This is a genomic window from Sulfurospirillum barnesii SES-3 (assembly GCF_000265295.1).
Lineage (GTDB): Bacteria > Campylobacterota > Campylobacteria > Campylobacterales > Sulfurospirillaceae > Sulfurospirillum > Sulfurospirillum barnesii.
In genome coordinates, this window is record NC_018002.1 from 435632 (window position 1) to 452628 (window position 16997).

The 16997-nt window shown below is 38.7% G+C and carries 20 protein-coding genes; 15 read left to right on the forward strand and 5 right to left on the reverse strand.

What is annotated here, in order from left to right; genetic code table 11:
• Position 1: 1 nt before the first annotated feature.
• From SULBA_RS02330 to SULBA_RS13005, 5 genes are read left to right on the forward strand one after another with little or no spacing between them, the layout of a single operon-like run.
• A complete protein-coding gene (locus SULBA_RS02330) occupies positions 2 to 1201 on the forward strand; it encodes a phosphoglycerate kinase (protein WP_014768665.1) in 1200 nt (399 codons plus the stop codon).
• Between the two features lie 2 nt (positions 1202 to 1203).
• On the forward strand, positions 1204 to 1917 hold the full coding sequence (locus tag SULBA_RS02335) for a triose-phosphate isomerase (RefSeq protein ID WP_014768666.1): 714 nt from the start codon (positions 1204 to 1206) through the stop codon (positions 1915 to 1917).
• 14 nt (positions 1918 to 1931) lie between these two features.
• Positions 1932 to 2753 carry an enoyl-ACP reductase FabI gene (fabI, locus tag SULBA_RS02340; protein WP_014768667.1) on the forward strand — a complete coding sequence of 274 codons (822 nt, stop codon included), beginning with the start codon at positions 1932 to 1934 and terminating at the stop codon, positions 2751 to 2753.
• 8 nt (positions 2754 to 2761) lie between these two features.
• On the forward strand, positions 2762 to 3730 hold the full coding sequence (locus SULBA_RS02345) for an ABC transporter permease (RefSeq protein WP_014768668.1): 969 nt from the start codon (positions 2762 to 2764) through the stop codon (positions 3728 to 3730).
• Entirely contained in the window at positions 3727 to 3876 is a 150-nt protein-coding gene (locus tag SULBA_RS13005; RefSeq protein WP_014768669.1) for a hypothetical protein, read from the forward strand. Before SULBA_RS02345 ends, SULBA_RS13005 begins: the two co-directional genes overlap by 4 nt.
• 43 nt (positions 3877 to 3919) lie before the next feature.
• Here SULBA_RS13005 and nusA read toward each other — a convergent pair whose 3' ends face one another.
• On the reverse strand, positions 3920 to 5044 hold the full coding sequence (nusA, locus tag SULBA_RS02350) for a transcription termination factor NusA (protein ID WP_014768670.1): 1125 nt from the start codon (positions 5042 to 5044) through the stop codon (positions 3920 to 3922).
• Between the two features lie 258 nt (positions 5045 to 5302).
• Here nusA and SULBA_RS02360 point away from each other — a divergent pair, with 258 nt between their 5' ends.
• The 6 genes from SULBA_RS02360 (at position 5303) to SULBA_RS02385 (ending at position 9741) form a co-directional block, all read left to right on the forward strand.
• Positions 5303 to 5545: an HP0268 family nuclease gene (locus SULBA_RS02360; RefSeq protein WP_014768671.1), complete on the forward strand. Its 243-nt coding sequence runs from the start codon at positions 5303 to 5305 to the stop codon at positions 5543 to 5545.
• A gap of 9 nt (positions 5546 to 5554) precedes the next feature.
• Positions 5555 to 6871 (forward strand): tRNA (N6-isopentenyl adenosine(37)-C2)-methylthiotransferase MiaB, encoded by a 1317-nt coding sequence (gene miaB, locus SULBA_RS02365; RefSeq protein ID WP_014768672.1) that lies wholly within the window; start codon positions 5555 to 5557, stop codon positions 6869 to 6871.
• A gap of 22 nt (positions 6872 to 6893) precedes the next feature.
• On the forward strand, positions 6894 to 7490 hold the full coding sequence (locus tag SULBA_RS02370) for a lysophospholipid acyltransferase family protein (RefSeq protein WP_245391430.1): 597 nt from the start codon (positions 6894 to 6896) through the stop codon (positions 7488 to 7490).
• Positions 7491 to 7608: 118 nt separating this feature from the next.
• Positions 7609 to 8688: a hypothetical protein gene (locus tag SULBA_RS02375; protein WP_014768674.1), complete on the forward strand. Its 1080-nt coding sequence runs from the start codon at positions 7609 to 7611 to the stop codon at positions 8686 to 8688.
• Positions 8685 to 9203 carry a hypothetical protein gene (locus SULBA_RS02380; protein ID WP_014768675.1) on the forward strand — a complete coding sequence of 173 codons (519 nt, stop codon included), beginning with the start codon at positions 8685 to 8687 and terminating at the stop codon, positions 9201 to 9203. The genes SULBA_RS02375 and SULBA_RS02380 overlap by 4 nt, the downstream gene beginning before the upstream one ends.
• A complete protein-coding gene (locus SULBA_RS02385) occupies positions 9196 to 9741 on the forward strand; it encodes a hypothetical protein (RefSeq protein ID WP_014768676.1) in 546 nt (181 codons plus the stop codon). Before SULBA_RS02380 ends, SULBA_RS02385 begins: the two co-directional genes overlap by 8 nt.
• On the opposite strand, the gene tilS is transcribed toward SULBA_RS02385, so the two are convergent.
• The 3 genes from tilS to panC are packed head-to-tail and all read right to left on the reverse strand — an operon-like array spanning position 9719 to position 12833.
• Positions 9719 to 10714: a tRNA lysidine(34) synthetase TilS gene (tilS, locus tag SULBA_RS02390; RefSeq protein WP_014768677.1), complete on the reverse strand. Its 996-nt coding sequence runs from the start codon at positions 10712 to 10714 to the stop codon at positions 9719 to 9721. The genes SULBA_RS02385 and tilS overlap by 23 nt on opposite strands.
• The gene (rimO, locus tag SULBA_RS02395) at positions 10689 to 11999 is read right to left on the reverse strand and encodes a 30S ribosomal protein S12 methylthiotransferase RimO (protein ID WP_014768678.1); all 1311 of its coding nucleotides are present in this window, start codon (positions 11997 to 11999) and stop codon (positions 10689 to 10691) included. The genes tilS and rimO overlap by 26 nt, the downstream gene beginning before the upstream one ends.
• Before the next feature lie 12 nt (positions 12000 to 12011).
• Positions 12012 to 12833: a pantoate--beta-alanine ligase gene (gene panC, locus SULBA_RS02400; protein WP_014768679.1), complete on the reverse strand. Its 822-nt coding sequence runs from the start codon at positions 12831 to 12833 to the stop codon at positions 12012 to 12014.
• Positions 12834 to 12906: 73 nt separating this feature from the next.
• On the opposite strand from panC, the gene prfB reads away from it, so the two are divergent.
• Genes prfB through SULBA_RS02420 form a run of 4 tightly spaced genes read left to right on the forward strand, consistent with a single transcriptional unit; the run spans position 12907 to position 16506 of the window.
• Positions 12907 to 14001, forward strand: a complete 1095-nt coding sequence (gene prfB / locus SULBA_RS02405) for a peptide chain release factor 2 (protein ID WP_014768680.1) — start codon at positions 12907 to 12909, stop codon at positions 13999 to 14001.
• Between the two features lie 28 nt (positions 14002 to 14029).
• Complete coding sequence (locus SULBA_RS02410; RefSeq protein ID WP_014768681.1) at positions 14030 to 14353, forward strand: hypothetical protein; 324 nt, start codon at positions 14030 to 14032, stop codon at positions 14351 to 14353.
• Between the two features lie 12 nt (positions 14354 to 14365).
• A complete protein-coding gene (locus SULBA_RS02415; RefSeq protein WP_014768682.1) occupies positions 14366 to 15760 on the forward strand; it encodes a YdgA family protein in 1395 nt (464 codons plus the stop codon).
• A 2-nt stretch (positions 15761 to 15762) separates the two neighbouring features.
• Positions 15763 to 16506: an EI24 domain-containing protein gene (locus SULBA_RS02420; RefSeq protein ID WP_014768683.1), complete on the forward strand. Its 744-nt coding sequence runs from the start codon at positions 15763 to 15765 to the stop codon at positions 16504 to 16506.
• On the opposite strand, the gene SULBA_RS02425 is transcribed toward SULBA_RS02420, so the two are convergent.
• The gene (locus SULBA_RS02425; RefSeq protein ID WP_014768684.1) at positions 16503 to 16997 is read right to left on the reverse strand and encodes an asparaginase domain-containing protein; all 495 of its coding nucleotides are present in this window, start codon (positions 16995 to 16997) and stop codon (positions 16503 to 16505) included. The two genes, SULBA_RS02420 and SULBA_RS02425, sit on opposite strands and share 4 nt — an antisense overlap.

The window sequence follows — 16997 nt, forward strand, 5'->3', positions numbered from 1 at the left end:
CATGATTCGCTCGATTCGCGATCTTGATATTGCAGGAAAAAAAGTTTTTATTCGTTGTGATTTTAATGTCCCTTTAGATGAGTTCACTAATATTACGGATGATAGACGTGTACGCTCCGCTATTCCTACGATTCGTTACTGTTTGGACCATGGCTGTTCTATTATTCTTGCAAGCCATTTAGGTCGCCCTAAGGGTGCTGTGGAGGAAAAATATTCACTCTCTCCTGTTCAAATGCGACTCAAACGTCTTTTGGATAAAGAGGTGATTTTAAGTTCTGATGTTATTGGGAAAGATGCAACAGAAAAGGCTGCCACATTGCAAGCAGGTGAAATTTTGCTCTTAGAAAATCTACGTTTTCATAAGGGCGAAACGAGCAATGATGAAGCATTTGCTAAAGCGTTAGCTGATATGGCGGATGTGTACATTAACGATGCGTTTGGTGTGTGTCATAGAGCCCATGCATCGGTTGAAGCGATTACGCACTATTTCAATGAAAAAACATCGGCTGCTGGATTTTTGCTCCAGAAAGAGATAGAGTTTTCACGCAATTTACTTCGTCGCCCAACACGTCCGTTTGTTGCCGTTGTGGGTGGGAGTAAAGTGAGTGGTAAGCTTCAAGCTTTGGTCAATTTATTGCCTCGTGTGGATAAACTGGTGATTGGTGGGGGTATGGCATTTACCTTTTTAAAAGCGCAAGGGCTGGATATTGGAAATTCCATCGTTGAAGATGATTTACTTGATGAAGCCAATCGTGTGATGGAAGAAGCAAAGCGTTTGGGCGTTAAAATTTATTTGCCAGTGGATGTCGTGGCGGCACAAACCTGCTCACAAGATGCAACCATTAAGTTTGTGACTGTTCAAGAGATTCCTAAAGGATGGATGGGGCTTGATATTGGACCTGCAACCTCTCGTCTTTTTAGAGAAGCCCTAGCAGATGCCCAGACCATTTTGTGGAATGGTCCAATGGGTGTGTTTGAGTTAGAAAAATTCTCTAAGGGAAGCTTTAAAATGTCCCATGTCATTGCAGAAGCGCATGCCACAACCGTTGTGGGTGGTGGTGATACCGCTGATGTGGTTGCACGTGCGGGGGATGCCGATGAGATGACATTTATCTCTACAGGTGGTGGAGCAAGTTTAGAGTTAATCGAAGGAAAAGAACTTCCTGGTGTTAAAGTCCTAGCAAAAAGTGAGAATGTATAAGCATGATGATTGCTTCAAATTTCAAAACAAATTACACACGTGCCACAGCAGAGGTGTTTATTAAAACGGTTCAGGCATTTCTTGTGCAGACACACAATGAGCAAGAAGTTCGCATTTTTGCTCCTTTTACCGCATTGAATCGTTTTGATGAGGTCAAAAATCTTAAAGTCGGTGTGCAAAATTTTTACCCTGTGCAAAATGGCTCTTTTACAGGAGAAATTGGTTTTGAACAGCTAGAAGAGTTTGGGATTGAGAGCGTTTTAATTGGGCACAGTGAACGTCGTCATATTTTAAAAGAATCCCATGCGTTGATTGCGCAAAAGTATGATTTTGCAAAAGCCAGAGATGCAGAAATTATTTACTGCGTGGGTGAACCTGCTGAGGTTCGCATGCAAGGCATTGATGCAGTGATGAGCTATTTGTGGGAGCAATTTGAGGGAATTGATGTTCATTATGAGAAGTTGATTATTGCGTATGAGCCTGTTTGGGCGATTGGTACAGGACTGAGCGCACATTTAGATGATATTAAAGAAGTCTTAGAACGCTTACGTGAAAAGCTTTCCAAACCACTGTTATATGGGGGCAGTGTCAAAGTAGAAAATATCGAATCTATTTTACATGTAAAGGCGTGCGATGGCGTTTTAGTTGGGACTGCAAGTTGGAATGAAGAAGCCTTTTGCGAGATGATTCGCATTGCTGATAGTGTCAAAAAATAAGAGGAGCGTTTGGAATGGTTATGAAAGGTAAAAAAGGGCTTATTGTCGGAATTGCGAATAATAAATCGATTGCGTATGGTATTGCTAAGGCGTGCAGGGAACAAGGTGCTGAATTGGCATTTACGTATTTAAATGAACAGTTAGAAAAACGGGTACGTCCTATTGCTGAGGAGTTTGGTTGCGATAAAGTGTATGAGCTTGATATTAACAATCCAGCTCATTTGGAAGCCTTGACTGCTTCTTTAGAAAAAGATTTTGGAAAGATTGACTTTGTCGTTCATTCGGTTGCCTTTGCTCCTAAAGAAGCACTCAGTGGTAAGTTTGTTGATACCACAAAAGAGGCGTTTGACATTGCCCTTGGAACCTCTGCTTATTCACTGGTTTCATTGACACGTGCGTGTTTGCCTGTTTTAAACGATAACGGTTCTGTCTTGACCTTATCGTATTTGGGTGGTCCTCGTTATGTTCCTCATTACAATGTAATGGGTGTAGCAAAAGCAGCACTTGAGTCGTGTGTACGCTATCTTGCGGTTGATTTAGGAAGCCGTGGTATTCGTGTGAATGCGATTAGTGCGGGGCCTATTAAAACCTTAGCAGCAAGTGGTATAGGCGATTTTAGAATGATTTTAAATTGGAATGAAGTCAACGCTCCGCTTCGTAAAAATGTTACAACAGATGAAGTTGGAAACAGTGGTATGTATTTGCTCAGCGACCTCTCCAGTGGGGTAAGTGGCGAAATTCATTATGTGGATGCTGGGTACAATATTATGGGTATGGGTATGGACGAGATAGATGAAGAGGGGCATACCGTTCTTGCTTGGGATAAGCAAAAATAAGGAAATCAATGAAGCTTGTGCTACAAAAAATTTCGTATGTAGTGCTAATGTTGTCTCTGATTTCACTGATTTCTTTTGGAGCGATTCATTTGGCTCCAAACTCTTTTTTTGCCAGCGGTGAATTAAATCCTAATATCACCCCTGAAGCGTTAGAGCAACTCAAGGCTATTTATGGACTGGATCAGTCCTTATGGATGCAGTTTTTCTCTTGGTTTAAAGCAATCCTACACCTTGATTTTGGTATCTCTTTTGCCAGTGGAAAATTGGTACGGGATGAGATTTTAGCACGCTTGCCTATTACTCTTTTTATGAATATCATCAGTATGGTGTGTGTCTTTGTATTAGCGCTTTATTGGGGTATAAAATCGGCGATGAGGCAAACAAGCTTGTATGATAAAACACTCAAACAATTTGCCCTGATCAGTTATGCGATGCCCTCTTTTTATCTTGCTTTGTTGTTGGTCATTTTTTTTGCGGTTGAGTGGAAAATTTTTCCCATTTCTGGGTTGCATTCTCAAGGAATGCCTTATGTTGGTTGGCGCTATATGCTAGATACAGCGTGGCACTTAGTGTTGCCTATTTTTGTGATGGTCTTTGGTGGCCTTGGTAGTTTGATATTGTATGTAAGAAGTTTGACACTCAATATTTTAAAGAGTGACTACATCTTTTTTGCAAAAAGCAGAGGTATTGAGGGAAGAGACCTTTTAATACGCTTTATTCTTCCCAATCTCTCACCGCCTCTTATTACAATGTTGGGGCTTTCTTTGCCAGGACTTATTGGGGGAAGCGTTATTTTAGAGTCTATTTTTGCCATTAATGGTATGGGACTTTTATTTTATCAAAGTGCACTCAGTCGAGATTATCCTGTTATTATGGGTATATTGATAATCTCTTCATTTTTAACCTTGATCGGTAATATAGTTGCTGATTTGGTGTTAACAAAACTTAATCCACATTTTAAAAGGAGAGCCGTATGAATTATATAGTAACCATTATGTGTGTGATACTTTTTAGCGGATGTGCTACATGGGGTGGCATTAAAAAAGATACACGAGATGGTGCGGAATGGACAAAAGAGAAGATCAATCAAGGTGCTTCGTACGTCAAAGATAAGACAGAGTAAAAGGGTTTACATGTAAAGCTTTTTGCTTTACATGTAAGGTAGATTAAAGACCACCAAAAAGGTTTTTAAGTGCGTTAGGATCACGCTCTGAAGATTGTTCATCAGAAGACGCTTCTGTTGATGCCGAAGCACTTCCCGATTCAATCAATTCAATCTCAAATCCTGTAAGCATTGAGGTCAGACGGATGTTAATCCCATTTTTGCCAATCGCTTTTGACTTTTGGTCACTTGGAAGGGTTACCAATGCCTTACCATTTTGAATTTTGACATTAGAAATAATTGCAGGGCTGAGCGCACGAGAAATAAAAATTTCAGGAATGCTGGAAAACTCAATACAGTCAATATTTTCATTGTGTAACTCTTTACTCACTGCATTAATTCTTACGCCTTTGGTTCCAACGGTTGCTCCAACAGCATCAACATTAGGGTGCAATGACATCAGAGAAATTTTAGCACGATCCCCTGGAATACGAGCACTCCCCATAATCTTAATAAGACCATCTTTAATTTCAGGTACTTCTAGCTCTAAAAGAGATTCTAAAAATTTTGGGCTAGTGCGTGAAAGTTCTACGTACATGCCTTGTGATTTGTCAATTAAGACTTTACGAATCACAGATTTGACGACATTACCAACTTTAAATTTTTCACCTTTAATACGATTTTTACGAGGCAATACAGCTCTGATTTCATCAATTTCAATATAGGTATTTTCATCGTTATCAATTCTAACAACACTTCCAAAGACGGTTTTGCCAACCAATTTTTGGTATTTATCAAAAATATTATTTTCCAATAAGCGTTGAATATGGTACTCTAACTCTCGTTGGAGGGTTGCTGCTGCGGTTCTTCCTAGATTGTCCAAAGGAAGTTCATAGGTCAGTTCATCGCCAAGCTCAACATCAGGGTCTACCTCTTTGGCTTCTTTAATGGCAATAAAATTTTCATTTCCTTCAAGCAAACGCTCATCTTCAGGGCTTACAACAATGACTTTTTGATACAGTTTAAGTGCTTTCGTGGCAGGGTCAATTTCTGCGCCATATTCATACTCTGCCCCATAAATTTTTTTAGCAGTTTTTACCAATGCTAGAGTAACGGTGTTGCGAACTTCGTTAATATCCAGCCCTTTTTCGTGAGCAATAGATTCTATAATATCTACAATTTTTTCCATAAGTTTCCTTAATAAAGATACATATTTTATATCATGGTGTGATAATCGCAATGATGAAAAATCAAATAAAATGGAAATTTGAACGATTGCGAGGTGAAGAGCATCATTATAGCCAAAATCTTCTTGCTTTTTTCTTTAAAGAAGCGTTGTTTTCCACTCTTAATAAGGAATTTATTGAAAAAAAAGTATACTTCGCGATATATCTTTGTGCATTTTTGACACATACGATAACTTTCTCGAATAGAAAAGAGGTTCACGATGGAAATTAAATTAGCAAGAAATGAAATCAATGGAAAACCAAAGACAATTACGCTGGAGAAAATAACTGAAATTATGGAAAAAGAGGGGCAGAAGATTTTCTATTTTGATAAAGAAAATTCTCACAAAGACCTTGTTGCTTTAGTCGAATTGTTTGAAACGAAAGGGTTTAGTGTTTACCTTCGTGATATTAAGTACGGTTTGGGTGAGGGTGATTACATGTACGAAGTACACATTTTATAAGGCGATATTTTGGCTATTAAAGAAGAAAAGAAGCTTTATATTGAAACCTTAGGGTGTGCAATGAATGTACGTGATTCGGAGCACATTATTGCAGAACTTGGTGATAAAGAAAATTATGTAATAACAAGTAACCTGCAAGAGGCTGATCTTATTTTGGTCAATACCTGTAGTGTACGAGAAAAACCTGTCAGTAAGCTTTTTTCTGAGATTGGCAAATACAATCTTCAGAAAAAAGAGGGAGCAAAAATTGGCGTTTGTGGGTGTACTGCAAGTCATTTGGGCAAAGAGATTTTTAGGCGAGCGCCGTATGTAAATTTTGTGATTGGCGCACGTAACGTCTCTAAAATTTCCACAGCCGTGAATACGGAAAAATTTTTAAGTGTTGATATTGACTACGACGAGAGTGATTATGCTTTTGGAGAGTATCGTAATAATCTTTATAAAGCGTACGTGAATATTTCTATTGGATGTGATAAACAATGCACCTACTGCATTGTGCCTCATACCAGAGGTGATGAGATTTCAATTCCCTCTGAATTGATTGTAAAAGAAGCACAAAAAGCAGCTCAAAAGGGTGCAAAAGAGATTTTTCTACTCGGTCAAAATGTCAATAACTATGGGAGACGCTTTAGTTCAAGTAGCCATGAAACAATGGACTTTTCAGATTTACTCAATCGTGTCAGTGAGATTCAAGAGGTAGAGCGGATTCGTTTTACTTCTCCGCATCCTTTGCATATGGATGATAAATTTCTTGAAACATTTGCCAGCAATCCCAAAGTATGCAAATCAATGCATATGCCACTTCAAAGCGGTTCCACTCATATTTTAACGCAAATGAAGCGGGGCTACACGAAAGAGTGGTTTCTAAACAGAGCCTTAAAACTTCGAGCGATGATTCCTGATGTTTCGATTAGCACGGATATTATCGTTGGTTTTCCAGGGGAGAGTGAAGCTGATTTTGAAGAGACGATGGATGTCATTCGTCAGGTGAAATTTGAGCAAATTTTTGCATTTAAATATTCACCTCGTCCTCTTACCAAAGCAGCAGAATTTACCAATCAAGTAGATGTAGAGATTGCAGCACAACGTTTGGAGCGCTTACAAAGTCTTCAAGATGAGATTTTAGATGAGATTTCTGAGCGTAAAAGAGATAAGGTTTATGCCGTTTATATTGATGAACTTCGCAACAGTGGTTTTTTAGCAGGACGAACCGATAATAATGCCTTGGTGCAAATCAAGGGTGATGAGGAGTTGTTGGGTCAAACGATTAACATAAAAATCACGAATCCTAAGAGACTCTCTTTGTATGGCGAACGTGTTCTCTAAATCCTTTAAACGTAAGGTATTGGTGTGGTGTATCCCCCCATTGGTTTACTGCTTTGTTAAAATACTTTTCTTTACATGTAAAAAAAGATTTCATATTGGTATTAATGGTTCGCATACGCCAAGTATTTATGCTATTTGGCATGGTGAACTTTTAATGGCGGCGATGGCTTATACGTCGTATTCTAAACGTGTGCATATTGATACCATCGTGAGTCAACATTTTGATGGTGATTTGGTGGCAAAATTGATGCGTTTATTTGGAGGTGGTACGATTCGGGGGAGTTCTTCTAAAGGAGGAATTTTGGCATTGCGTTATGCTTTAAAAGCGCTTCAGATGGGGCGTGATATTGGGATTACGCCTGATGGTCCACGTGGTCCTAGGCACAGTGTTGCCGATGGGGCGGCCGCTTTGGCTCGCATGAAACAGGTTCCTATTATTACGATGCATTGCAAACCCTCTTCGTCATGGCAGATGAGAAGCTGGGATCGTTTTTGTATTCCAAAGCCTTTTTGTACCTTAGATTTTTATTACAGTGACCCTTTTTATGTGCATGAACTTTCTTTGGATGAAGCAAAAGCTTTGATACAAAAGAGACTTTTAGAACCAATAGACGTATAATATCCATGGAATTAATATGGCTTTTATTTTATATTTTACGAAACTTAAGCAAGAATAGTCTAATATATCCTCAAATTCAAATTAACACGGGTAGTGCAGTGAACAAAGAGTCAGAAGCATGGGCATAAGAACACTTTTCCAAAAAAAATTTCAAAACCTTTTTGTCTCTATTGTACTGCATGAAGCAGAGTGCGTGTTGCATTGCAAAGTCTTTAAAAATAACACGATTGAAAAAACTTTTTCAAAAATATTTCCGCTAGTACCCCCTTTTGAAGCTCTGGATAAAGCCATTGAAGACTATTTAGTAGCCCTTCAAGATGAGTATCAATTTGTGTATGTTGCTCTTTTGCTCAATAGTTTAGGACAAGGTGCGATTGAGGGTGCTAGAAATGAAGATTTTGAAAAACATCATGTGGATATGAAAAGTGTTCATCATGTCAATTTTTCTAATCAATGGTCAGCGTATGCTTCCTACATCGAAATCAAATGGGCAAAGAATCTTTTTGCCGATATTGGTTTAGATTTTATCTATTCACCTTTTGTAATTCTTAACGATTTCATGATGAATGAAAAATTGCGTAAGAAACCTACATGTTATCTTTTAAATTGCCAAGATTTTTTTATTATAGGTGTTTTTGAGGCACAAAAACTCTATTTTGGAGCTTTTTTCAAAACGCAAAGCGATACTTCTTTTACGCACGGGGATAATGTAGATGACTGGGAACACGAAGAAGATGAAGAGGGAATTGCCTTAGACGTAGAGATACCTAAACTCAATAGAGAAGAAGAACAAGAAGAAGAAAGTGCTGAGTCAAATGAATTTGAAGAGTTCGGTGAGTTGAGTGAACTAGAAGATATTGATGCAATGCCCCATACAGAGACTTTTTCAGATGTTGATACCCAGAATTTTGGGCACAATAAAGGTTTAGCGGGTATTAAAGAAGAAGACATTAGTTTGGAGCTTTATGGTCGTGATTTATTGGTGTATAAATATTTAAAATCTGCGTTGGAAGAGTATTACCATAATCCTTTATACCGTAGTCAATTTATTGAAGATATTGTGATTTTTGATGGCTATGAAATTAGCTCTGATTTGATTCATCAAATAGAAGATGAATTGATGATGGGTGTTGAAGTGCATAAAGTAAATGTGAATGAAAAAATATGTGACGTTGCTATTCAAGAGGTCTTTGGATGAAAAGTTTTATTGCTCCTAGACCCAAACCTTTTCTATCACTTTTTACAAAACTATGGCTTGTTTTTATCAGTTTAATGTCCCTTTTTATGGTGATATTTAATTTTTATATTGTCTTTGAAATGCAAACATTTAAGCAAGAGATTATCAGTCTAACCCATGAGCGTGAGAGATTGGAAGTGAAAATTGATGAAGACGATAGTGCAATCAGTTCTGTGCTGCGTCAAAAAGCACTTTCTGAAGAGATTTTTTCGAACAATACACTCTTAAAAGACAGTATGAAAAATCTTTTTGATTTGGTTCCTGATCAAATTACCCTTAAAAAGGTTGAAATGGAGCGTAATGCCTTGATTATTTATGGTGTTTCTCCCACACAAGATACTTTCAATTTTCTCTTAGCCACCCCATTAAAGTCAATTTTTCATACCAGCCAAACCAGCTTTTATTTGACAAAAGAGGGATGGTACAATTTTGTAAGCATCAATAAAATTATTAACGAGGAAGGTCTACGTGAATAATTTAGATAGAAGCTTGGACAAAATTGACATCATGAAATTATTGATTTTTTTAATGATTTTTTTGATTGTAACCTTTGCTTTTATTTTTCTATTAATCATTCCTCATATTAAAGAGCACCGTGTTTTACAAGCAGAACATAAACGTGTATTGGTGCATAAAAATAGAGTCGAGACGCTTTTTTTGGAGAGAGAGGCACAACTGAATAAACTGACCATGGAAAATACCCATGTGGTTTTAGCCTTCAAACACTCTTTTTCGCCTGAGGAATTTATTGCCTATGCAAAAGAGTTTTTTACACAGGTTTCTTTGGTTGAGGTGAGCAAATTAGAGTATCAAAAAGAGTTCGTTGAGTATGAACTCAATGTGACCTCTACTCTTAAAACGCCTACGAATTTTTATAATTTTTTAGAGGGATTAAATCAGTATAAAAATATTGTACAAGCAGATTTTCCTATTCATCTTGAAGCAAATAAAAACACCATTAGCTCTGTTTTTAAAATTAAAGTTTACGATATTAATGCGACAAAAGTGCCGTAGCATCAATCTTTTCTAAAGCTAGATAGCCTCTGATTTTTGCAGGTATTTTGGCTTTTCGATACACCTCTTTATCTTTCTTCATCATTGGCAGTCTGACATACGGCGCAATATAAATGAGCGTTTCATCAAAAACAACAGCAATACGATGGGCGATAACACAGTTACGTGTTTGAAGAATTTCGCGGCGTTGTTGTGTTGAGGCTAAAACACCTAAGATTTTTAAGATTTTATCAATCTGCCGAATGTTAATTAAATCGTCACTGTCTTGTGGAAGAATAAACAGATCTTTAATGCGTTTTGCTTGATGAGGCACAAGACGTTTGGCATCTTCAGCAAGGTAGTGAAAACTTTGAAGAATGCCTTTTTCGTACTTTTCCAAAAGTGGGTTGGCAAAATGGTGTCTAAAGGCGTTGCGTTGATGCCTCAGTGAGGCATTGCTTTCATCTTCAAAATAGGCAATAGCTTCTTTTTCGAGGTAGTTTTTAAGCGCAGGCTTGTTTACATGTAAAAGAGGTCTCACGATAGCATAGCCTTCTCTTTCTTCCCGCTCTTGCATTCCAAGCATTTCTACCACGCCAGCACCCTTACACAGTTGCATCAGCAACCATTCCAAACGATCACCCAAATGGTGTGCCATGATAAGTGTTTCATAGCCGTGTTCTTGCATCAGCGACTCAAAAAAAGCATACCGTTCTTCTCGTGCGCGGTGTTCAAAATTGGCATTTTCAAGTTTACATGTAACGCTAAAACAGCTTTTGCCATAAGTATTGGCGAGCGTTTTGGCATACGCTTCTTCGGCATCACTTTGTTTGCGTGTTTGGTAATTAACATGGGCTATATCAAAAGAAATGGCATTTACATGTAATAAAAAAAAGAGGGCAGTGGAGTCTCCACCACCCGAGAAGGCTAAAAGATTTTTTGTGCGTTTAAGAGAGCTAAGGGTTGCCTCATGCAAGAGCGGTAATGGTTGCAATGAGTTTATCCCCTACACACTCTGTGATAGTAGCTTTGTAACATGTCCCAATGCGCACATTCTCGACATCCGAGTCATTCACTAAAATTTCCCCATCAATTTGAGGTGCCCATAGAAGTTCTCTTGCTCCCATAAAGAGTTCGTGTTCACTGCTCTCTCCTTCGATTAAGAGAACGACTTCTTTACCAACTTCTTTTTCAAAGCTTTTTTTTGTTTTGGCTTGAACTATTTTATCGAGTGCTTTAATGCGCTTATTGATGATTTTGGTTTCAATTTTTTCGCTCATCTCGTATGCACTGGTATCTTCTTCATCGGAGTAGGCAAAAATATTGACACGGTCAAAATCAAAATGCTTCGTAAATTCCAAAAGCTCTTCAAACTCAGCCTCACTCTCTCCTGGATGCCCGACAATAAAACTGGTGCGAATAAAACTATTGGGTGCTTGACGCATAAGCTCCAATTGTTCGATGATGCGCTCTCTTCCTGCTCCTCGTTTCATACGTTTGAGCATGGCGTCGCTGATGTGTTGGATAGGCATATCAAAATAGTTATGAAAAAGTGGCGAGGCAATAATACGTTCAATCAAAGCATTGGACGTTGTGGTTGGGTAGAGGTATAAAATGCGTGCACTCTTCACACCCTCAATTTTTTCAACCGCATCAATGAGCGCAATGAGCCCCTCTTTTTCGCCCATGTCTCTTAGGTATGAGCTACTATCTTGAGAGATAAAGCTAAAGTCAAAAAAGCCTTTTGAAACCAGTATTTTCACCTCTTTGACGAGGGAGTCTAAGGTTCGTGAATGAAGCTTGCCTTTAAAGCCTGGAATAGCGCAAAAGCTACAGGCTTGATTGCATCCTTCTGAGAGTTTCACATAGGCATGTGCGTTTGAACCTGTAATGACACGCTCTTCCTCGTTCATCAAATAGGTAGCAGGGGTAAAGCGGTTTTGACGCAGAGCAATAATCTCATCAATTTTGTCATAATCACCCACACCCGTAAAAAGGTCAACCTCTTTAAGCTCTTTGGTCAAATCCTCTTTGTAACGCTCACTTAAACAGCCTGCCATGACCAATAAAGAGCCTTTTTTACGTGCTTCATGCAGTGAAAAAATGGTGTTGAGGCTCTCTTCTTTCGCAGGACCTATAAATCCACAGGTGTTGACAATGAGAACATCGGCTTGTGAGGCATCATCGCACATTTCATATGCACGTAACTTTCCTAACATCACTTCACTGTCAACAAGATTTTTATTACAGCCCAGTGAGACTAAATGCAATTTTTTCAAGCTTTTCCTTTGTTATATCCATAAATTATCAATGAGGCGGGTTGTACCCACTTTGGCGCAGACTAAAATAATGCAGTTGCCTAATTCAATAGTGGGTATTGTATCAAAATCACGATTTAAAATTTCCACGTATTCTACATGTAAAGGTTTTAAGGAGGTTCTCATTTCAGCTTTAATTCTCTCACAATCTCTCTCTTTAGCCATGATTGCACGAGAGGCAACCTTGAGTGATTTGGAGAGCAAAAGGGCTTCTTGGCGTTCGTGTTCACTCAAGTAGACATTGCGGCTGGAAAGTGCTAATCCGTCATCTTCTCGTACAATGTCACAAGGAATAATTTCAATGTTCAAAAAGAGGCTTTGAACCATGTTTTGAATGAGATAGAGTTGCTGGGCATCTTTTTTTCCAAAATAGGCACGGCTTGGTTTGGAGAGATTGAAGAGTTTTAAGACGACCCGTAAAACACCATCAAAATGACCAGGACGTGCAAGTCCTTCTAAACTATACGCTTTAGGAGCAGGCGCTAAAAGGGTAGGCTCTATTTTTGAATACATGACCTCTTGTGTGGGCATAAATAAAACATCCACACCCGCAAGTTCACAGATTTTTATATCAGCTTGGGTGCGTTTGGGATATTTTTCAAAATCTTCTCCTGCTAAAAATTGCGTCGGGTTGACAAAAACAGAGACAATGGTATGGTCATTTTGGGCAAGGGATTTTTGAATCAGGCTTAAATGTCCGTTGTGTAAAGCGCCCATCGTTGGCACAAAACCTACGGAGCCGTGAAGTTCTTTTCTAGCATCTTGAAGTTCGAGAATGGTTTTTACTATTTTCATTTTAGGCACTTTAGAGTTTATTTGGGGTAAAATAAATATTTTTAAAAAGCGTATTATAGCAAAAGGAAGAGCGTTGGACAGTTACGAATACACAGAGTTACTTAAAAAATTGACAACCAAAGTGGATAACATCGCTCAAATCATCAAGCCTGAAGAACTTTCTGAGCGCTTGAAGGAAATTGAGACGATAGAACAAGACCCTGAATTTTGGAATGATGCAAAAAAAGCAGCAGAGATGCAAAAAGAAAAAACGGGTCTTAACTCACTGCTTAATCGCTACACCAAAGCGAAGAATGTTGTGGTGGATGCAGTCGATTTGTACGAGATGGCAAAGGCTGAAAATGATGAAGCAACGACAGAAGAGCTTTTTAAAGATGCAGAGCATTTAGAAGAGCACATTACAAACCTTGAAATCGCCATGATGCTCAGTGGCGAAAATGACACTAAAAACGCTATCGTCTCCATTCATCCAGGTGCTGGAGGGACAGAGAGTCAGGATTGGGCGAGTATCTTGTACCGTATGTATTTGCGTTGGGCAGAGCGTTGTGGCTTTAAAGTAGAAGTGCTTGATTATCAAGAAGGTGAAGAAGCGGGGATTAAAGATGTGAGTTTCATCATCAGCGGTGAAAATGCGTACGGGTATATGAAAGTGGAAAACGGTATTCACCGTTTGGTGCGTATCAGCCCTTTTGATGCCAATGCCAAACGCCACACCTCGTTTAGCTCGGTGATGGTTTCGCCTGAGGTGGACGATGATATTGACATCGTGATTGAAGATCGTGACTTAAAAGTCGATACGTACCGTTCGGGTGGCGCTGGTGGACAGCATGTCAATAAAACCGACAGTGCGATTCGTATTACGCACATGCCAACAGGTATTGTGGTGCAGTGTCAAAATGACCGCTCTCAGCACAAAAACAGAGCTTCAGCAATGAAAATGTTGAAGTCTCGTTTGTACGAGTTGGAGCTTGAAAAACAACAAGCAGAAAAAGACGGTGTTGAAAAAAGTGAGATTGGTTGGGGACATCAAATCCGCTCCTACGTCCTAGCTCCGTATCAGCAAGTCAAAGACAATCGAAGTAACATTGCATATTCACAGGTGAATGCTATTTTAGACGGTGATATTTCAAAGATGCTCGAGGGTGTGCTTATTGCACAAAAGCGTTAAATTTTATTTTACATGTAAAGGAAAAACCATGCACAGACAAGCGATTTTAACACAGTTAGGCTACAGTGTGAGTGAGAATACCATAGCGCAACTTGAGCGCGTTATTGCCAATACCGTTGGATTTGAACACATTGAAAAACATTTGATTACTTTGCATGATGCGTTGAAGCCATTGCACTCTTTTGTGGCACTTTCAAGCAACAAAGATTATTTTAAAATTAAAAATGAAGCCCACGGCGATGAACTGATAGACGAAGTCAATGCTATCATTGCAAAATGGGCAGAGAAATATAAAGTGACCTTAGAAAAAGTTCCAAACAAACATACCTATTATGTGATAGCGTACAAATAACAAAGGTAAAAAATGTCAAAAATGAAATACGGAATTATCGCATCAGTTGTGGTTGCGGGATTGCTTGCAATGCCGTTAGTTGTTTCACAAAAAGTGGATGCGACCATCAATGCTAAAGCAAAGGTTTTAGCCAATAACGGTTTTAAATCAGAACAATTAAGCAAAAGCGGTTATTTTACAACACAAAGAACCTTTAGCCTTGAAGTGGTTGATGCAAAAAAGGCACGTGATTTTTTATTAGCACAGTTGGTGGAAAAAAATGCCCAGTATAAACTCATCGCACAAACACTCACAGAAGAGAGTGAATCTGGAATCAATGAGGCATTAAATGGTTTGAAATTTCAAGGCGAAATGACACACAGCAATCTGCTTCCAAGCGACGTGAAAGTCTCTATGACACTCAGCCAGCTTCCCACCGTCGTTCAAGCAAGTCTTGCGGAAGATAAAGAGCTTAGCGTACGTGTTTTGCCACTTTTAGCCCGTGGAGTTTTTGGTGCTGATATGCTTTTTGGTAGCGATGAAGCCCTTAAAGAGTTTCAACTCAAAGATATTAAAGAAGAGATGATTGTGGATGGTGGAACGCTTCATGTGGATACCAAGGACCATACGTTACGTTTAAATCATCGTGGAGAACGTGTGCATGGATCGTTAGGTGTAGGACATCAGCTTTTTTCAATGAAAGGCGAAGCTTTTTTATCTAAAAGTGAACTCAAAGACTTTATGTACACATTTACCTACAAGGATGAGTTTAATAATAAAGCGGATTTAAAAATTGGAAGTTATGCTCTTGCTATGAACGATGGGTTGAGCCTTCTTCATGTAGAACTGGGTGGTTTGAAATCACAAAGCAGTATTGAAGAGCGGCAAAAAGAGTTACGTATGAGTGCAGATTACGCTTTTGAAGGCATTGGTGTTTTAAGTAGTAGTGATGATATTAAATTAGATAAACTCTTTTTGAAACTGGATGTTGAAGGTCTTAATGCGGAACTGACTCACAAATTACAAGAAGATTACAATGCGTTAGTGCTCAATCCAACTCCCCCATCAGAAAAAATGTTGATTAGCGATACGATTGCGCTGATTAATCATGGGGTTAAGGTAAAGTTTGATATTGCATTGAAAGCATTTCAATCTACTTTAGTAAAACTGAACGATGTTCGTGTGGATACTGTGATTGAAATTGCGAAAAATAGCTACAGCGATACACAAAGCCCTTTGGCATTGGTGGGGCTTTTAGATATACGCTCGAAAGTTAAAGTGCATAAAGATGACAGAGCAACACTGGAAGCCTTAAACCTTGCCTCAGCAAAGGAGTTTGCATTAGGACGTGCAGAGGGTGATTTTTTTGTTTATGATCTTGCTATGAAAAATGGTGTTATTAGCGTTAACGATCAAGCGATTCAATAACGATGCACACGAAACTACAAAGCAATATTTTTATCGTGTCTCTGGGCGATACGTTTTCGCCTAGGGTTTTATTGATTTCTCTTGTATCTTTTTTGCTAACACTTTTGTTCTTTGTAGGGCTTATTTGGCTTTTTTTCGGGGGTATGGGGGCGTTATCGCTTTGGTTGAGTGAAAGTTTACAAGGGTTTGAGGGAAGTTTAGAGCAGAGTTGGCTTTTTAGCTTTATCTCTTTAATTTTTATTACAAAAACCCTTATTTCGATGCTTTTTTTTCTAACCTCTGCGATGGTGGTGTATTATCTTTTTCTGATGGTGTATTCGATTATTGTGGGGTTCTTTTCAGGCTATTTTATTAGTGAAATTCAGGAGCGCTATTATCCGCATGTGGTGCTCAAGGGGATTGGTCTTGTCGGCTACGTGGGGGTAATGCTAAAGAGTATACTGGTGACGGCTGTACTTTTTATTCTTCTCACACCTTTAATCTTTATTCCCATCTTTAATATGGTACTACTGTTGCCCGTTTTTTATTTATTTCATAAACTCTTAGTTTTGGAAGTTTCATCGATGCTCAATACTTCAAGTGAGTATCAAGCGTTAAAACGTCTTCATGCAGGAGAGATGCGAGGGATTTCATTGCTGTGTTTCACACTCACCTTCATCCCTTTTTTGGGTGTTATTATTTACCCGTATTATGTCATTGTGATGAGCCATTTTGTTTTTCGAAAAACAGAGGCATTACGAGCTTAAGAGGGCTCAAAAACACCTTTGGTTCTATTTTTATAGAGTTGTGTATGCGCAGCAACCCTACCATGCATGGCGATATAAACTCCATTGTTTTCTCTTACATGTAAATCCCCTAGTGCCAACATAACATTAGCAGTAGCCTCAACCGTATCAATGCTAAAAGGCACCATTGCTCCTGTAAGGGTAATGATTTTATTCTTTACATGTAAGGCTAGAAAAGAAGCAGTGACATCCATAGTATCGGTACCATGAATGATTAAAATTTTATGAGAAGAAGAGGCTTCAATGGCTTTAAGAAGCTCTTCTCGATCCTCCTCGTTCATCTCTAGGCTATCTTTGTGAATGAGGTTGCAAAGTGTATATTGCATATTGGGGCAATAGCGCAAAATAGACTCAACTGCCATACCATCTTTAGGCACTTCTAGTTCACCTTTGAGGGGATTGTAGCGTTTGTTAAAAGTTCCACCTGTATTCATGATAAGAATTTTTTCCAT

Bases quoted from the DNA above. Each gene is read 5' to 3' on its own strand.
- SULBA_RS02330 (WP_014768665.1), top strand. From the start codon at position 2: ATGATTCGCTCGATTCGCGATCTTGATATTGCAGGAAAAAAAGTTTTT.
- SULBA_RS02335 (WP_014768666.1), top strand. From the start codon at position 1,204: ATGATGATTGCTTCAAATTTCAAAACAAATTACACACGTGCCACAGCA.
- fabI (WP_014768667.1), top strand. From the start codon at position 1,932: ATGGTTATGAAAGGTAAAAAAGGGCTTATTGTCGGAATTGCGAATAAT.
- SULBA_RS02345 (WP_014768668.1), top strand. From the start codon at position 2,762: ATGAAGCTTGTGCTACAAAAAATTTCGTATGTAGTGCTAATGTTGTCT.
- SULBA_RS13005 (WP_014768669.1), top strand. From the start codon at position 3,727: ATGAATTATATAGTAACCATTATGTGTGTGATACTTTTTAGCGGATGT.
- nusA (WP_014768670.1), bottom strand. From the start codon at position 5,044: ATGGAAAAAATTGTAGATATTATAGAATCTATTGCTCACGAAAAAGGG.
- SULBA_RS02360 (WP_014768671.1), top strand. From the start codon at position 5,303: ATGGAAATTAAATTAGCAAGAAATGAAATCAATGGAAAACCAAAGACA.
- SULBA_RS02375 (WP_014768674.1), top strand. From the start codon at position 7,609: ATGGGCATAAGAACACTTTTCCAAAAAAAATTTCAAAACCTTTTTGTC.
- SULBA_RS02380 (WP_014768675.1), top strand. From the start codon at position 8,685: ATGAAAAGTTTTATTGCTCCTAGACCCAAACCTTTTCTATCACTTTTT.
- panC (WP_014768679.1), bottom strand. From the start codon at position 12,833: ATGAAAATAGTAAAAACCATTCTCGAACTTCAAGATGCTAGAAAAGAA.
- SULBA_RS02410 (WP_014768681.1), top strand. From the start codon at position 14,030: ATGCACAGACAAGCGATTTTAACACAGTTAGGCTACAGTGTGAGTGAG.
- SULBA_RS02415 (WP_014768682.1), top strand. From the start codon at position 14,366: ATGTCAAAAATGAAATACGGAATTATCGCATCAGTTGTGGTTGCGGGA.
- SULBA_RS02420 (WP_014768683.1), top strand. From the start codon at position 15,763: ATGCACACGAAACTACAAAGCAATATTTTTATCGTGTCTCTGGGCGAT.
- SULBA_RS02425 (WP_014768684.1), bottom strand. From the start codon at position 16,997: ATGGAAAAAATTCTTATCATGAATACAGGTGGAACTTTTAACAAACGC.